14 protein-coding genes are annotated in these 12,958 nt (G+C 73.1%); 8 read left to right on the top strand and 6 right to left on the bottom strand.

Going from position 1 to position 12,958, the window contains the following annotated elements; all coding sequences use genetic code 11:
* Positions 1-40 precede the first annotated feature (40 nt).
* The 3 genes from ACLIN4_RS04895 to ACLIN4_RS04885 all read right to left on the bottom strand — a co-directional run bounded on the left by ACLIN4_RS04895 (position 41) and on the right by ACLIN4_RS04885 (position 3,139).
* Positions 41-499 carry an NUDIX domain-containing protein gene (locus ACLIN4_RS04895; protein WP_107479700.1) on the bottom strand — a complete coding sequence of 153 codons (459 nt, stop codon included), beginning with the start codon at positions 497-499 and terminating at the stop codon, positions 41-43.
* Positions 496-2,034, bottom strand: coding sequence for an ATP-dependent DNA ligase (locus ACLIN4_RS04890; protein WP_381914432.1), 1,539 nt, complete (start codon positions 2,032-2,034; stop codon positions 496-498). The genes ACLIN4_RS04895 and ACLIN4_RS04890 overlap by 4 nt, the downstream gene beginning before the upstream one ends.
* Before the next feature lie 124 nt (positions 2,035-2,158).
* Entirely contained in the window at positions 2,159-3,139 is a 981-nt protein-coding gene (locus tag ACLIN4_RS04885) for an NAD(P)/FAD-dependent oxidoreductase (RefSeq protein ID WP_179342721.1), read from the bottom strand.
* Between the two features lie 61 nt (positions 3,140-3,200).
* Between ACLIN4_RS04885 and ACLIN4_RS04880 the strand changes: the two genes are divergently transcribed.
* The 6 genes from ACLIN4_RS04880 (at position 3,201) to ACLIN4_RS04855 (ending at position 8,535) form a co-directional block, all read left to right on the top strand.
* The gene (locus ACLIN4_RS04880; RefSeq protein ID WP_100048765.1) at positions 3,201-3,773 is read left to right on the top strand and encodes a helix-turn-helix domain-containing protein; all 573 of its coding nucleotides are present in this window, start codon (positions 3,201-3,203) and stop codon (positions 3,771-3,773) included.
* Between the two features lie 138 nt (positions 3,774-3,911).
* Positions 3,912-4,892 (top strand): NADPH:quinone oxidoreductase family protein, encoded by a 981-nt coding sequence (locus ACLIN4_RS04875; RefSeq protein ID WP_411575532.1) that lies wholly within the window; start codon positions 3,912-3,914, stop codon positions 4,890-4,892.
* Entirely contained in the window at positions 4,889-6,070 is a 1,182-nt protein-coding gene (locus ACLIN4_RS04870) for an acyl-CoA dehydrogenase family protein (protein WP_381914434.1), read from the top strand. The genes ACLIN4_RS04875 and ACLIN4_RS04870 overlap by 4 nt, the downstream gene beginning before the upstream one ends.
* Positions 6,067-7,149, top strand: coding sequence for an acyl-CoA dehydrogenase family protein (locus ACLIN4_RS04865; protein ID WP_107479879.1), 1,083 nt, complete (start codon positions 6,067-6,069; stop codon positions 7,147-7,149). The genes ACLIN4_RS04870 and ACLIN4_RS04865 overlap by 4 nt, the downstream gene beginning before the upstream one ends.
* Positions 7,150-7,353: 204 nt before the next feature.
* The gene (locus ACLIN4_RS04860) at positions 7,354-8,217 is read left to right on the top strand and encodes a phosphatidylinositol-specific phospholipase C/glycerophosphodiester phosphodiesterase family protein (RefSeq protein WP_107479880.1); all 864 of its coding nucleotides are present in this window, start codon (positions 7,354-7,356) and stop codon (positions 8,215-8,217) included.
* Between the two features lie 123 nt (positions 8,218-8,340).
* On the top strand, positions 8,341-8,535 hold the full coding sequence (locus ACLIN4_RS04855) for a hypothetical protein (RefSeq protein WP_100048760.1): 195 nt from the start codon (positions 8,341-8,343) through the stop codon (positions 8,533-8,535).
* A gap of 37 nt (positions 8,536-8,572) precedes the next feature.
* Here the strand turns inward: ACLIN4_RS04855 and ACLIN4_RS04850 are convergent, their stop codons facing one another.
* Positions 8,573-8,941 carry a DUF779 domain-containing protein gene (locus ACLIN4_RS04850; protein WP_107479884.1) on the bottom strand — a complete coding sequence of 123 codons (369 nt, stop codon included), beginning with the start codon at positions 8,939-8,941 and terminating at the stop codon, positions 8,573-8,575.
* A gap of 137 nt (positions 8,942-9,078) precedes the next feature.
* Between ACLIN4_RS04850 and ACLIN4_RS04845 the strand changes: the two genes are divergently transcribed.
* Positions 9,079-9,552 carry a MarR family winged helix-turn-helix transcriptional regulator gene (locus ACLIN4_RS04845; protein WP_107479881.1) on the top strand — a complete coding sequence of 158 codons (474 nt, stop codon included), beginning with the start codon at positions 9,079-9,081 and terminating at the stop codon, positions 9,550-9,552.
* Between the two features lie 130 nt (positions 9,553-9,682).
* Positions 9,683-11,275 (top strand): MFS transporter, encoded by a 1,593-nt coding sequence (locus ACLIN4_RS04840; protein ID WP_307653157.1) that lies wholly within the window; start codon positions 9,683-9,685, stop codon positions 11,273-11,275.
* Positions 11,276-11,326: 51 nt separating this feature from the next.
* Here ACLIN4_RS04840 and ACLIN4_RS04835 read toward each other — a convergent pair whose 3' ends face one another.
* Together ACLIN4_RS04835 and ACLIN4_RS04830 are read right to left on the bottom strand one after the other, a co-directional pair.
* Positions 11,327-11,716, bottom strand: a complete 390-nt coding sequence (locus ACLIN4_RS04835) for a luciferase family protein (RefSeq protein WP_100044849.1) — start codon at positions 11,714-11,716, stop codon at positions 11,327-11,329.
* A gap of 134 nt (positions 11,717-11,850) precedes the next feature.
* On the bottom strand, positions 11,851-12,942 hold the full coding sequence (locus tag ACLIN4_RS04830) for a lytic polysaccharide monooxygenase (RefSeq protein WP_382053489.1): 1,092 nt from the start codon (positions 12,940-12,942) through the stop codon (positions 11,851-11,853).
* Positions 12,943-12,958: the final 16 nt, after the last annotated feature.

Raw genomic sequence — 12,958 nt, 5'->3', positions numbered from 1 at the left:
CGCAACGCGTACGGGTCCCGTCGCCGCCGGTCGACTCTCGTCAGTGCGAGTGCTCAGCCAGCCGGTCGAGAAACGCGGCCTGCGCCTTGACGATCACCTCGCGCGCCCGGTCCACCGCGAACCACGCCACCCGGTCCAGCTCCGGGAACTCCTCGATCCGTCCCGACCGCGGCGGCCACTCCATGCGGAAGGTGCCGGGGACGACCGTCGCCGGGTCGAGGTCCGCCTCGACGGCCCACGCCGTGACCACCTTGCCGCCCGCCTGCCGCACCTCGCCGAGCGGTACGGCCCCACCCTCGGGCGGCGGCAGCCCCAGCTCCTCCTCGAACTCGCGCCGGGCCGCCTCCCACGCGGGCTCCGCCGGGTCGTACTCGCCCTTCGGGATCGTCCACGCCCCCGCGTCGCGCCGGGCGTAGAAGGGGCCGCCCATGTGACCGAGCAGCACCTCGGTGCCCTCGGCGCCGGGCCGGTGCAGCAGCAGACCCGCGCTGCGCCTCACGGGGCCACTCCGGGGTGGGTGGCGAGCAGCGCGTCCACCGTGTCCGCGTCCTCGGGGCGCTTGTCCTCGCGGTAGCGGAGCACGCGGGCGAAGCGGAGGGTGACGCCGGCCGGGTAGCGGGTGGAGCGCTGGAGGCCGTCGTAGGCGATCTCGACGACGAGTTCGGGGCGTACGGTCACGCCCCAGGGGTGCTCCTGGACGGCCAGTTCCTGGAGCCGTTCGGTCTGCCAGGCCAGCAGCGCGTCGGTCATGCCCTTGAAGGTCTTGCCGAGCATGGCGAAGGAGCCGTCGGCGGTGCGGGCGCCCAGGTGGAGGTTGGAGAGCTTGCCGGTGCGGCGGCCGTGGCCCCACTCGGCGGCCAGGACGACCAGGTCGAGGGTGTGGACGGGCTTCACCTTCAGCCAGGACGCGCCGCGCCGGCCCGCGCTGTAGGCGGCGTCGAGCCCCTTGACCACGACGCCCTCGTGGCCGCGAGCCAGCGTCTCGGCCTGGAACTCCTCGGCGGCCCGCACCCCCTCCGGCCCCTCCACCACGGTGCGCCGCACCCGCGTCGGCTCGGGCACCAGCCGGGCCAGCTCCGCGTGCCGCTCGGTCAGCGGCAGGTCGAGCAGGTCGCGGCCGTCGACGGAGAGCGCGTCGAAGAACACGACGGAGACGGGCACCGTCCGCGCCGCAGTGGCGACGTCCGTGCGGGAGCCGACCCGCCCGGCGGTCTCCTGGAAGGACCGGGGGCGTCCGTCCGCGTCGAAGGAGATCACCTCGCCGTCGAGGACGAATCGCTCGCCCGGCAGTTCGAGGGCCGCCGCTCTCACCTCGGGCAGCCGGTCGGTGATGTCGTCGAGCGTCCGGGTGTAGAGCCGCACCGAGTCGCCGTCCCGGTGCACCTGGACGCGGATGCCGTCCAGCTTCTCCTCGACCGCGCAGGCGCCCAGCTTGCCGACCGCCTCGGCGACCGACGACGCGCTGTGCGCCAGCATCGGCAGGACCGGGCGGCCCACGGTGAGCCGGAACCGGTCCAGGGCGCCGGGCCCTTCGGCGAGCAGGGCCTCGGCCACCGTCTGCAGCGAACCGGCCAGCATCACCGCGCGCCGTACGTCGGCGGGCGGCGCTCCGGTCGCCGCGGCCAGGCCCTCGACGGCCGCCGCGTCCAGGGCGCCCTGCCGGGTCTCACCGGTGAGCAGACCGATCAGGAACCGCTGCTCCTCCTCGGTGGCCGCGCCCATCAGCTCGCCGACCAGCCGTGTCCGCTCGGCCTGCGAACCGGCGCCGGACACCGCGCCGAGCCGGGTGAGCCGGGCGTCCACGTCGCGCACCGTCAGGGTCGGCCCGGCGGCCGGGGGGACCGGGCGGCTCAGCACCTTCCAGCCGACGCCGATCCGGCCCTGGGGGAGCCGTCCCGCGAGGTAGGGGATGACGACCGGCACGTCCTCCGGTTCCGTGTGCCGGAACAGTTCCGCGAGCAGGGCCGTCTTCCGGGACCGCGCCGAGGTGGCGGCGACCTCCCGGGACACCTGGGCCAACCGGGCGAGCAGCATGCAGTCAGAGTGCACCGGGGAGGGCCGTAACACACCTGCGGACGGGCCCGGGCCGCCCCACCGGGCGGCTGTGCGAAGCAGGCCCGTCGGGCCCTCCGTACACGGATGCTCCCCCTCGACGCCCCTACTCCGCGACGGCCGCGTCCAGGTCCGACATGATCAGGTCGCCGACGACGGCCGATGCCGCGCGGTAGCCGCCGCTCGCCGCGTGGACGACCTGCTCGGCGAAGCCCATCGCGTTGCCGGCGGTCCACACGCCGGGCACAGAGGTCCGGCCCGTCGGGTCCACCACGGGGTAGGCCCCGACCGGGGTCTCCCGCAGCTCGGCGCCGAGCCGCTCCATCAGGCCGGTCTGCGGTACGGCCTTCGGCGCGACGAACACCACCGAGCGGTCGTGGACCGTGCCGTCCGCCAGCCGCACTCCGGTGAGCCGGTCGTTCTCGGTACGCAGGCCGGAGACCTCGCCGGGCACCACCTTGACTCCGGCCGCGGCGAGTCGGCGCAGGTCGTCGTCGGACAGTTCCTCCTCGGCGACGGTGTGCAGGAAGAGGGTCACGTCGTCGGACCAGCCGGACACCATCAGCGCCTGGTGCACGCTCATCGGGCTCGTGGCGAGGACGCCGAAGCGCTCGTCGCGCACCTCCCAGCCGTGGCAGAACGGGCAGTGCAGCACGTCCCGGCCGAACCGCTCGGCGACGCCGGGGACCTGAGGCAGCTCGTCCTTCAGCCCGGTGGTGACGATCAGCCGACGTGCGCGCACGGTCCGCCCGCCGGCCAGCGACACGGTGAAGTCGTCGTCCCGCGTCACGTCCACCGCCCGGTCGCGGACGAGCTCGACGCCGTACCGCGCGATCTCCTCCCGGCCCAGCGCCAGGAACTCCGCCGGTGCCATCCCGTCCCGGGTCAGGAAACCCTGCATGTGGTCCGAGGGCGCGTTGCGCGGCTCACCGGCGTCGACGACCAGGGTCCGCATCCGCGAGCGGCCCAGGACGAGCGCGGCGGACAGGCCGGCCGCGCCGCCGCCCACGACGACCACGTCGTACCGGTCGTTGTCGGTGAACTCATTGTTGCGGTCCTTGTTACGGGTCACGGTGACCACCTCCACGGACAAGGTCGCTCGATATCGCGGGATTGACAAATGAACTTGCTGGTTCTGCAATAAGTGCATGACCGCAGACGATGTTCTCGCCGGTGTCGGACCCAGGCTCCGGCAGGTGCGCAAGGAACGGGAGGTGACCCTGGCGGCGCTGTCCGAGGCGACCGGCATCTCGGTGAGCACCCTGTCGCGGCTGGAGTCGGGACTGCGCAAGCCGAGCCTCGAACTGCTGCTGCCGATCGCCCAGGCCCACCAGGTGCCGCTGGACGAGCTGGTCGGCGCCCCGCCGGTCGGCGACCCGAGGGTGCGGGCCAAGCCGATCGTCCGCCACGGCCGCACCCACTGGCCCCTCACCCGTCAGCCGGGCGGACTGCAGGCGTTCAAGGTGCTGGAGCCGCAGCGCAAGGAGGAGCCGGACCCGCGGACCCACGAAGGCTACGAGTGGTTGTACGTCCTCTCCGGCCGGCTGCGGCTGGTGCTGGGCGACCACGACGTGGTGCTGTCGGCGGGGGAGGCCGCCGAGTTCGACACCCGCGTCCCGCACTGGTTCGGGTCGACGGGGGAGGGGCCGGTGGAGTTCCTGAGCCTGTTCGGTCCGCAGGGGGAGCGGATGCACGTACGGGCGCGGCCCGCGCAGGTGTGACCCGCGAGGGCGCGATGCGGGCGGACGCCACCCGCGAGGCCGTGGCATGCGACTCCTCGCGAGCTGTTCCCTGATCGGCAAGCGACCGCTTAGTATGCGGAGGATCCGGTCGGACGACGCAGTCGGTGGAGGCCCCGCATGCAGGCATGGCAGGTGCACGAGAACGGCGAGCCGGGCGAGGTGATGCGCCTCGCGGACGTGGCGCCGCCGACCCCCGGCGAGGGCCAGGTCCTGCTGAGGGTCCGCGCCGCGAACATCAACTTCCCGGACGCGCTGCTGTGCCGGGGCCAGTACCAGGTCAGGCCGCCGCTGCCGTTCACGCCGGGCGTGGAGATCTGCGGCGAGACCGAGGACGGCCGGCGCGTGATCGCCAACCCGGCGCTGCCGCACGGCGGCTTCGCCGAGTACGCCCTCGCGGACGTCCGCGCCCTGCTGCCCGCGCCGGACGCCCTGGACGACGCCGAGGCCGCCGCCCTGCACATCGGCTACCAGACCGGCTGGTTCGGCCTGCACCGCCGGGCCCGGCTGGAGGCCGGCGAGACGCTGCTCGTCCACGCCGCCGCCGGAGGGGTCGGCAGCGCGGCCGTGCAGCTCGGCAAGGCCGCCGGCGCCACCGTCATCGGCGTCGTCGGCGGCTCAGACAAGGCGGCCGTCGCCCGCGAGCTGGGCTGCGACGTGGTCGTCGACCGGCACGCCGAGGACGTCATCGCGGCCGTCAAGGAGGCGACCGGCGGCCGGGGTGCCGACGTGATCTACGACCCGGTGGGCGGCCAGGCCTACGCCCAGTCCGCCAAGGTCGTCGCCTTCGAGGGCCGGATCGTCGTCGTCGGCTTCGCGAGCGGCACGATCCCCAGCCCCGCGCTGAACCACGCCCTGGTGAAGAACTACGCGATCCTCGGCCTGCACTGGGGCCTGTACAACACCAAGAACCCGAAGCTGGTCCAGCACTGCCACGAGCAGCTCACCGAACTGGCCGCGCGGGGCGCGATCAAGCCGCTGGTGAGCGAGCGGGTGCCGCTCTCCGGCGCCGCCGACGCCGTGCAGCGCGTCGCCGACGGCAGGACGACCGGCCGCGTGGCCGTCGTACCGGAGAACCTGGAGAAGGGAGCCGCCGCATGACCGACGCAGCGGAACTGCGCCGCCTCACCGAGGAACTGCTGGCCGCCCATCCGCCGGCCACCACCGACCGCCTCGACTTCCTGAGGGCCCGGTTCGACGCCGGCCTCGCCTGGGTGCACTACCCGCAGGGCCTCGGCGGGCTCGGCGCCCCACGCTCGCTCCAGGCCGTCGTCGACGCCGAACTGGACGCCGCCGGCGCCCCCGACAACGACCCGCGGCGCATTGGCATCGGCCTCGGCATGGCCGCCCCGACCGTCCTCCAGTACGGCACCGAGGAGCAGAAGCGCCGCCTGCTGCGCCCGCTGTGGACCGGCGAGGAGGTCTGGTGCCAGCTGTTCAGCGAGCCCGGCGCCGGGTCCGACCTGGCCGCGCTCGGCACGCGGGCGGTCCGGGACGGCGAGGAGTGGGTGGTCAACGGGCAGAAGGTGTGGACGTCCAGCGCGCACCTCGCCCGCTGGGCCATCCTCATCGCCCGCACCGACCCGGACCTGCCCAAGCACAAGGGCATCACCTACTTCGTGTGCGACATGACCGATCCCGGCGTCGAGGTCCGGCCGCTGCGCCAGGTCACCGGCGAGGCCGAGTTCAACGAGGTCTTCCTCACCGACGTACGCATCCCCGACACCATGCGCCTGGGCGAGGTCGGGGACGGCTGGCGGGTCGCGCAGACCACGCTGAACAACGAGCGCGTCGCCATCGGCGGTTCCGCGATCCCCCGCGAGGGCGGCATGATCGGCAAGATCGCCGCGACCTGGCGCGAACGCCCCGAACTGCGCACCCACGACCTGCACCAGCGGCTGCTCGGCCTGTGGGTCGAGGCCGAGGTGGCCCGGCTCACCGGCGTGCGGCTGCGCCAGCAACTGGTGGCAGGCCAGCCGGGCCCGGAGGGCGCCGGCATGAAGCTGAACTTCGCCCGGCTCAACCAGGAGATCAGCGGCCTGGAGGTCGAACTCCTCGGCGAGGAGGGCCTGCTCTACGACGACTGGACCATGCGCCGCCCCGAACTGGTGGACTTCACCGGCCGCGACGCCGGATACCGCTACCTCCGGTCCAAGGGCAACAGCATCGAGGGCGGGACCAGCGAGGTCCTGCTGAACATCGTCGCCGAGCGCGTACTGGGCCTGCCCGCCGAGCCGCGCACCGACAAGGACGTCGCATGGAAGGACCTCGCCCGATGAGCGCACAGCCGGATCTTCTCTACTCGGAGGAGGAAGAGGCGCTGCGCGCCGCCGTCCGGGACCTGCTCACCGACCACTGCGACCCGGCCGGCGTCATCGCCCGCACCGAGTCGGAGACCCCGCACGACGTACCCCTGTGGAAGACGCTCGCCGGCTCGATGGGCCTGGCCGGCCTGCTGATCCCCGAGTCGCTGGGCGGCCAGGGCGCCACCCACCGGGAAGCGGCCGTCGTACTGGAGGAACTGGGCCGCTCGGTCGCCCCGGTGCCCTACCTGACCAGCGCGGTCGTCGCCACCGAGGCGCTGCTGGCCTGCGGGGCCGACGACCTGCTCACCGAGTCGGCCTCCGCCACGACCGTCGCCGCACTGGCCGTCGGGCTGCACGTCGCCCCGGGCGGCACCGTCCCGCACGTCCGGCTCGAGGACGGCGCGCTGCACGGCGAGTTGACCGGGATCGCGGACGCCGCGGTCGCCGACGTACTGCTGGTACCGGCGGACGACGGGGGCCTGTACGCGGTCCGCGCCGCCGACGCGACCGTCACCCCGCAGGTGTCCCTGGACCTGACCCGGCCGGTGGCCCGCGTGTCCCTCGCCGGCGCGACCGGGCACCGGCTGGGCGAGAGCGGCCCCGCCGTGCGACGCGCCCTGCGGGCCGGTGCCGGCCTGCTCGCCTCGGAGCAACTGGGGCTCGCCGACTGGCTGCTGACCGAGACGGTCCGCTACCTCAAGGAACGCAAGCAGTTCAACCGGCAGGTCGGCGGATTCCAGGCCCTCAAGCACCGGCTCGCCCGGCTGTGGCTGGAGGTCGCGGGTCTGCGCGCCGCCGCCCGCAACGCCGCCGACGCCCTGGCGACCGGCACGGACACCGACGTGGCGGTCGCCGTGGCCCAGGCGTACGCGGCCCGGGTCGCCGTGCACGCCGCCGAGGAGGCCCTGCAACTGCACGGCGGCATCGGCATGACGTGGGAGCACCCGGTCCACCTGTACCTGAAGCGGGCCAAGGCCGACTCGATCGCCTACGGGACGGCGGGCGCCCACCAGGAGGCGCTGGCCGAGTCGGTGGACCTGCGAGCACCCTGACGTCCGGCCGTCCCGCCCGGTCCATGCCCGTCCCGTCAGGGGCGGGCATGCTCCGTGCCCGTCGCCCCGCTTCCGTGTCCGTCCCCTCGCGCACATGAACGACCGGTGGCGGTCCGGCCAACTCCCCGCACGGCTCTGCTCCCTATGGGCATCGGGACCCCATACTCACAGGCGTCCCGTACGGCACCTCCAGGGAGGCAGAGCATGGCCCTCACCACCCGACGCAGAGCCCTCACCACCCTCGGCGCCGCCCTCGCGGGCGCGGTCGCCCTGCCCGCCGGCACCGCGCTGGCGAGTGAAGGCAGGCACGGGCCGCGCCCGTTGTGGCGTGCCCACGCCCACAACGACTACGAACACCCCCGCCCCCTCCTCGACGCCCTCGACCACCGCTTCGGCAGCGTCGAGGCCGACATCTACCTGATCGAAGGTCAACTCCTCGTCGCCCACGACCCCGAGGACCTCGACCCCTCCCGCACCCTGGAATCCCTGTACCTCGACCCCCTGGCCGCCCGCGTCCGGGCCAACCACGGCCGGGTCTACCGGCGGGACCGCCGCGCCCTGCAGCTCCTGATCGACATCAAGACCGAGGGCGCGTCCACCTACCTCGAACTCGACCGCCACCTGCGCCGCTACAAGCACCTGTTCACCACCTGTGCGCACGGCCGGGTGTTCCCGGGTGCCGTCACCGCGGTGATCTCCGGCGACCGGGCCGCCCGCGCCCCCATGGAGGCCCAGCGCACCCGCCGCGCCTTCTACGACGGCCGGCTCGCCGACCTCGGCAGCTCCGCACCGGCCTCCTTCGTCCCGCTGATCAGCGACAACTGGACGCTCAACTTCACCTGGCGCGGCGTCGGCGCCTTCCCGGAGCCCGAGCGGCGCAAACTGCGGGACATCGTCGGCGCGGCGCACGCCCGCGGGCAGCGGGTGCGGTTCTGGGCCACGCCCGACCTGGCGGGCCCCGCCCGGGACGCCGTGTGGACCGAACTGCTCGCCGCCGGGGTCGACCACCTCAACACCGACGACCTCGCCGGCCTCGAGGCGTTCCTCGACGCCCACCGCGACGCCTAGGCGGCCGGGACTCCGACCGGACACCACTCGTTCGGAGGACAGGTCAGCCGCCCGGACGAACCCTCCGCTACGCCACACTTGCGGCCGAACGCCGCGAAGTGGACGTGGCGGAGGAGGTTGACGATGGCCGTTTCCATCTCTGTGGTGCTGTTGCTGTCCGTCCTGGCGGTGATCTTCCTGCGTAACGGCGGGCTGAAGGTCTCGCACGCCCTGGTGTGCCTGCTGCTCGGCTTCTACCTGGCCGGCACCAGCGTCGCGCCGACCATCAGCAGCGGTCTGACCGCGACGGCGGACATCGTGGGCAGCCTCAGGCCGTGACCCGGGCGCACCGGTGGCCGGGTGAGCTACGGGCCCGCTACGCGCCGACGACGCGCGAGCGGATCAGGAAGCGCACCCCCTCGGGCGCCTCCAGCGAGAAGCCGCTGCCCCGGCCCGGCACGACGTCCACGATCAGCCTGGTGTGGCTCCACACCTCGTACTGGCTGCGCGACATCCAGAAGGGCACGGACTCCTCGACGTCCTCGACCGTCAGCTCGGCGAGCAGGACGTCCGCGGCGCCGGTGCGGAACTCGCCGGCCGGATAGCACATGGGGGCGCTGCCGTCGCAGCACCCGCCGGACTGGTGGAACATCAGCGGGCCGTGCGCCTCACGGAGCCGCCGCAGCAGTGCGGCCGCCTCCGGGGTGAGCTCGACGCGGGGGGTCTCCTCGTATGTGTCGCACATGCCGCCCATGCCAGCACGGAGGAGGTTGCGGAAGGGTTGCGCGCGCCACTCGGCGGCGCGCCGGCGGACGGCCGTGGTCCACGACCCTTCGATTACCTCTTTTGACATACCTATCCAGTCATATCTATTGTGTCCGGGTGACCGACTCCAGCACCCCTCGCCGGGACATCGACCGTGTGGCCTCCGGCCTCGCGGCGTGCCTCCCCGCGCTGCACCGGGCGCTGGACCGACAGGTCACCGCGCGGTACCCGCACCCCAAGCCCCCGGAGGGGCAGATCGCCCTGCTGCGGTTCGTCGCCCAACGCGAGGGCGCCACGGTGGGCGAGGCCGCCGAGGCCCTGCTGATGAAGCCGAACAACGTCAGCGCCCTGGTCTCCCAGCTCACCGAGCAGGGAGACCTGGAGCGCCGGCAGGACAGCGCCGACAAGCGGGTCGCCCACCTCCACCTCACGGCCGTCGCCCGTGAGCGGCTCGCCGAGGTCCGGGCACTGGAGACCGCGTTCATCCGTCAGGCCCTGGCGTCCCTCACCGAGGGTCAGCAAGGCGCGCTCGGCTCCGCCCTGGACGCCCTCGACGCGCTGACGCGGCACCTCCACCCCGCCGCCCGCTGAGCGGGCCCGGTCCAGGCATTCCCGCCGGCCGCGGGCACACCGTCGTGCCCGCGGCCGGCCCGCCGTGCTCCAGGGGGCCGCCCCACGCGTCCCCGCAACACCCCCTGAACCTGGAAGAGAAGGCTCATCCATGTCGTCCACATCCGTGGATCGCCCCACCACGCCCGCGGCCGAGACCGCCCCACCGGCCTCCGGCCGACTGCGGTCCAACCCCTGGCTGACCCTCCTCGCCGTCGCCTTCGGACTGTTCATGGTCCAGCTCGACGGTTCCGTCGTCGCCATCGCCAATCCCGAGATCGGCAGCGACCTGCACGCGTCGACCGCCGAACTTCAGTGGGTGACCAACGCCTACCTGCTCGCGCTCGCCGCCACCCTCATCCTGGGCGGCAAGCTCGGCGACCGGTTCGGCCGCCGCACCTACTACCTGGTGGGCGTCGCCGGCTTCACCCTCGCGTCGATAGCCATCGGCCTGTCCGGTTCGATCGAGGGCGTCGTCGCCTTCCGCGCCCTCCAGGGCCTCTTCGGCGGACTGCTGATGCCCAACACCCTCGGCCTGCTCCGCTCCGTGTTCCCGCCGAAGAAGTTCGGCATGGCCGTGGGCATCTGGGCCATGGTCTCCGCCGTGGCGACGGCCCTCGGCCCCATCGTCGGCGGCCTCCTCGTGGAGCACGTCGACTGGGAGTCGGTCTTCTACATCAACGCCCCCATCGGCGTCATCGCCATCGTCTTCGGCATCCTCGTCCTGCCGGAGAGCCGCAGCGCCACCGGACGGGAACGCTTCGACATCCCCGGTCTTGTCCTGCTCGCCCTCGGTCTGCTGGCCGTGGTCTTCGGCGTGGTCAAGGGCGAGACCTGGGGCTGGACCTCCGCCGGCACCCTCGGCTGCGTCGCGGCCGGCCTCGTGCTCCTGCTCGTCTTCGGCTGGTACGAGACCCGCGTGGCGCACCCCCTGCTGCCGATGCGCCTGTTCCGCAGCCGTGCGCTGACCGTCGGCGCGATCATCACCGCGCTGAACTTCTTCGTCATGCTCGGCGTGATCTTCTTCGTCATGCTCTACCTGCAGAACGTGCGCGGCTTCACGCCGGTCGAGGCGGGTGTGCGGACGCTCCCGCTCAGCCTCGCCTCGCTGGTCGCCTCGCCGCTCGGCGCCGCCCTGACCCAGCGCTTCGGGCCCCGCCTGACCATGCCGCTGGGCATGCTCCTCCAGGCGGCCTCCTGCTTCGGCATGCTCACCTGGCAGACCGACTCCTCCTACGCCACCATGTGGCCGCCGTTCATCGCGCTCGGCCTCGGCGTCGGCATGGTGATGTCCGCGTCCTCCGACGCCATCGTCGGCAACGCACCCGTCCGGGACGGTGGTGTCGCCGGCGGCCTGCAGGCCACGACCCTGCAGATCGGCGGCGCGCTCGGTACGTCCGTGCTGGTCTCCCTGATCAGCGGCAAGGTCGGTGCCACGCTCACCGGCGAGCTGACCGGCGCGGGCGTGCCGCCGGCCGTGGCCCACGGCATGCGGGAGGCCAAGGACGCCGTGGCGATGGGCGTGGCGCCCGTCTCCGGCGACATGCCGGCCGGCCTGCGGGCCGCCGTGGTGGAGGGCAGTGGACAGGCCTTCATGAACGGCGTCCACGCGGCGGTGGTCGTCACCGGCGTCCTCTGCGTGCTCGGCGCGGTCATCGCCGCGGCCGGCATCGGGCGCCGGGTGGAACGGTCCGCTGACCACTGAGACCGTGCACGGCGGTGCCCGCTTCGAGGCGGGCACCGCCGCCGGTGTCTGTCAGACCTCCCCGGCCGTGGCGCGGGGGAGCACCGTCACGCGGTGGAAGTTGCACTCCGAGGCCGGATCCGCCGGAGGCCGGGACTGATGTGCCTTCAGTGCGATGCTCACCAGGCTCAGCAGCAGGTCGACGTCCGCGTCGCAGTCCAGGTGCACCGTCACCCAACGGGAGCCGGGGACCAGGCGGATGGCGCTGGAACCACCGAGGTCGTACTGGAAACGCTGGATGGCCCGGTGGGTCAGATGGAGGTCGACGTCCCGGTCCGAGTGGAAGTGGACGATCTCGTCGCGGACGGAGCGCACGGCCCGTCCGGTTCCGCAGCTGGCCGGACCCGTGGTGAGGTCGGGCCAGGCTTGCAGCCGCTCGAGGGCGCGCTGGGCCAGAGTCATGCCCCCATCGTCGCCCGATCACCGCGCCGCAACCAGAGGTTGAGCGATTTGTAACCGGCACGTGAGGTCGCAGGCGCGGTGACAGCCGGGGGGGAGGCGCCCCGCGAGCGGGCGCGGCGCCTCCCCGGGCCGCACTACGGCATCACGCAGCCGATCGTCCCCACGGGGAAGTCGTTGCCCGTGGACGTGGCGGTGAAGCCGAAGGTCACGCTGCCGTCCGGTGGGATCACGCGGTTGTGGTCCACGTTGCGCACCGTGACCGTACCGTCGGTGCCTTTGGACAGCGAACCGTTCCAGGCCCCGCCGAGCGTGGTCCCGTCGCCGGGCCGCCACCGCACGGCCCAGCCGTTCAGCGGCTCCGTGCCGTGGTTCATCACCTCGACGGAACCCTGGAAACCGCCGTTCCAGGAGTTCTCCACGTTGTACACGGCCATGCAGTCGCCGGAGTGGGTGGGCGGCGGGGTCGTCGGGTCCGTCGGGGTGGGTGTCGGTCCGGGGGTGCCCTCAGAGCCGCGGATGCCGGTCACCTCACCGTTGCCGCCGTCGAAGACGACGTCGGAGCAGGAGAAGAAGTTCTCCTGGCTGTCCGAGCGCACCCACTGCATGAAGATCAGCGCGTCACCCGAGCGGCCCGAGGGCAGCGCCAGGTCCCAGTAGTAGTGGCCGCCGTCGGTGCCGGGCGACCCCTGCTGGGGCGGGTCGGTCACCGTGTCGATCAGCTCCAGGTCGTCCCAGCCCAGCTCGGACGTGGGCGACCAGCCCGGCTTGGTGAGGTAGACCCGGAAGTCACCGGGGTGGGCGGCCCAGTTGCTGTACTGCACCTTGATCGTCGAGCCGGACGTCAGATGCGTGCGGGGCCAGTCGCCGCGAGCGGCGTTGTAGGCGGAGAAATCGTACGGGGAACGGTCGCCGGCACTGCACAGCGTGCCGTCCGGCACGTAACCGGCGCCGCGTCCGCCGGCGTTGGAGTCGAGCACGGCGAACCAGTTGTACAGCGCCGTCGCACCGCTCTGGTCGAGCGCCGCCTGGCAGGCCGGGTTGGTCGGATCGAGGGCGCCGGTGCCGGTCTTGGCGTCCAGCTGGCAGAGGTAGGTCCGGGAGCCGGGCATCATCGCCACCCCGTGCGCCTCGGCCCGTCCCTGTCCGAGCAGGAAGGTCACGCCGAGCGCGCTGAGCAAGGTGGCCAGTACCGCCGCGAGGGTGAGGGATCTGCTGCGTCGAGCCATGGGGTCTCCTGTTCCG

The organism is Streptomyces mutabilis, from assembly GCF_046628145.1.
Classification (GTDB): domain Bacteria; phylum Actinomycetota; class Actinomycetes; order Streptomycetales; family Streptomycetaceae; genus Streptomyces; species Streptomyces mutabilis.
Note: the sequence above shows the minus strand (reverse complement) of the source record. Positions and strands in the feature narration are given on the sequence as shown.

Excerpts from the sequence above, each read along its gene's own strand:
- ACLIN4_RS04890 (WP_381914432.1), bottom strand. The coding sequence starts at position 2,034 with ATGCTGCTCGCCCGGTTGGCCCAGGTGTCCCGGGAGGTCGCCGCCACC.
- ACLIN4_RS04880 (WP_100048765.1), top strand. The coding sequence starts at position 3,201 with ATGACCGCAGACGATGTTCTCGCCGGTGTCGGACCCAGGCTCCGGCAG.
- ACLIN4_RS04875 (WP_411575532.1), top strand. The coding sequence starts at position 3,912 with ATGCAGGCATGGCAGGTGCACGAGAACGGCGAGCCGGGCGAGGTGATG.
- ACLIN4_RS04870 (WP_381914434.1), top strand. The coding sequence starts at position 4,889 with ATGACCGACGCAGCGGAACTGCGCCGCCTCACCGAGGAACTGCTGGCC.
- ACLIN4_RS04865 (WP_107479879.1), top strand. The coding sequence starts at position 6,067 with ATGAGCGCACAGCCGGATCTTCTCTACTCGGAGGAGGAAGAGGCGCTG.
- ACLIN4_RS04860 (WP_107479880.1), top strand. The coding sequence starts at position 7,354 with ATGGCCCTCACCACCCGACGCAGAGCCCTCACCACCCTCGGCGCCGCC.
- ACLIN4_RS04855 (WP_100048760.1), top strand. The coding sequence starts at position 8,341 with ATGGCCGTTTCCATCTCTGTGGTGCTGTTGCTGTCCGTCCTGGCGGTG.
- ACLIN4_RS04850 (WP_107479884.1), bottom strand. The coding sequence starts at position 8,941 with ATGTGCGACACATACGAGGAGACCCCCCGCGTCGAGCTCACCCCGGAG.
- ACLIN4_RS04840 (WP_307653157.1), top strand. The coding sequence starts at position 9,683 with ATGTCGTCCACATCCGTGGATCGCCCCACCACGCCCGCGGCCGAGACC.
- ACLIN4_RS04835 (WP_100044849.1), bottom strand. The coding sequence starts at position 11,716 with ATGACTCTGGCCCAGCGCGCCCTCGAGCGGCTGCAAGCCTGGCCCGAC.
- ACLIN4_RS04830 (WP_382053489.1), bottom strand. The coding sequence starts at position 12,942 with ATGGCTCGACGCAGCAGATCCCTCACCCTCGCGGCGGTACTGGCCACC.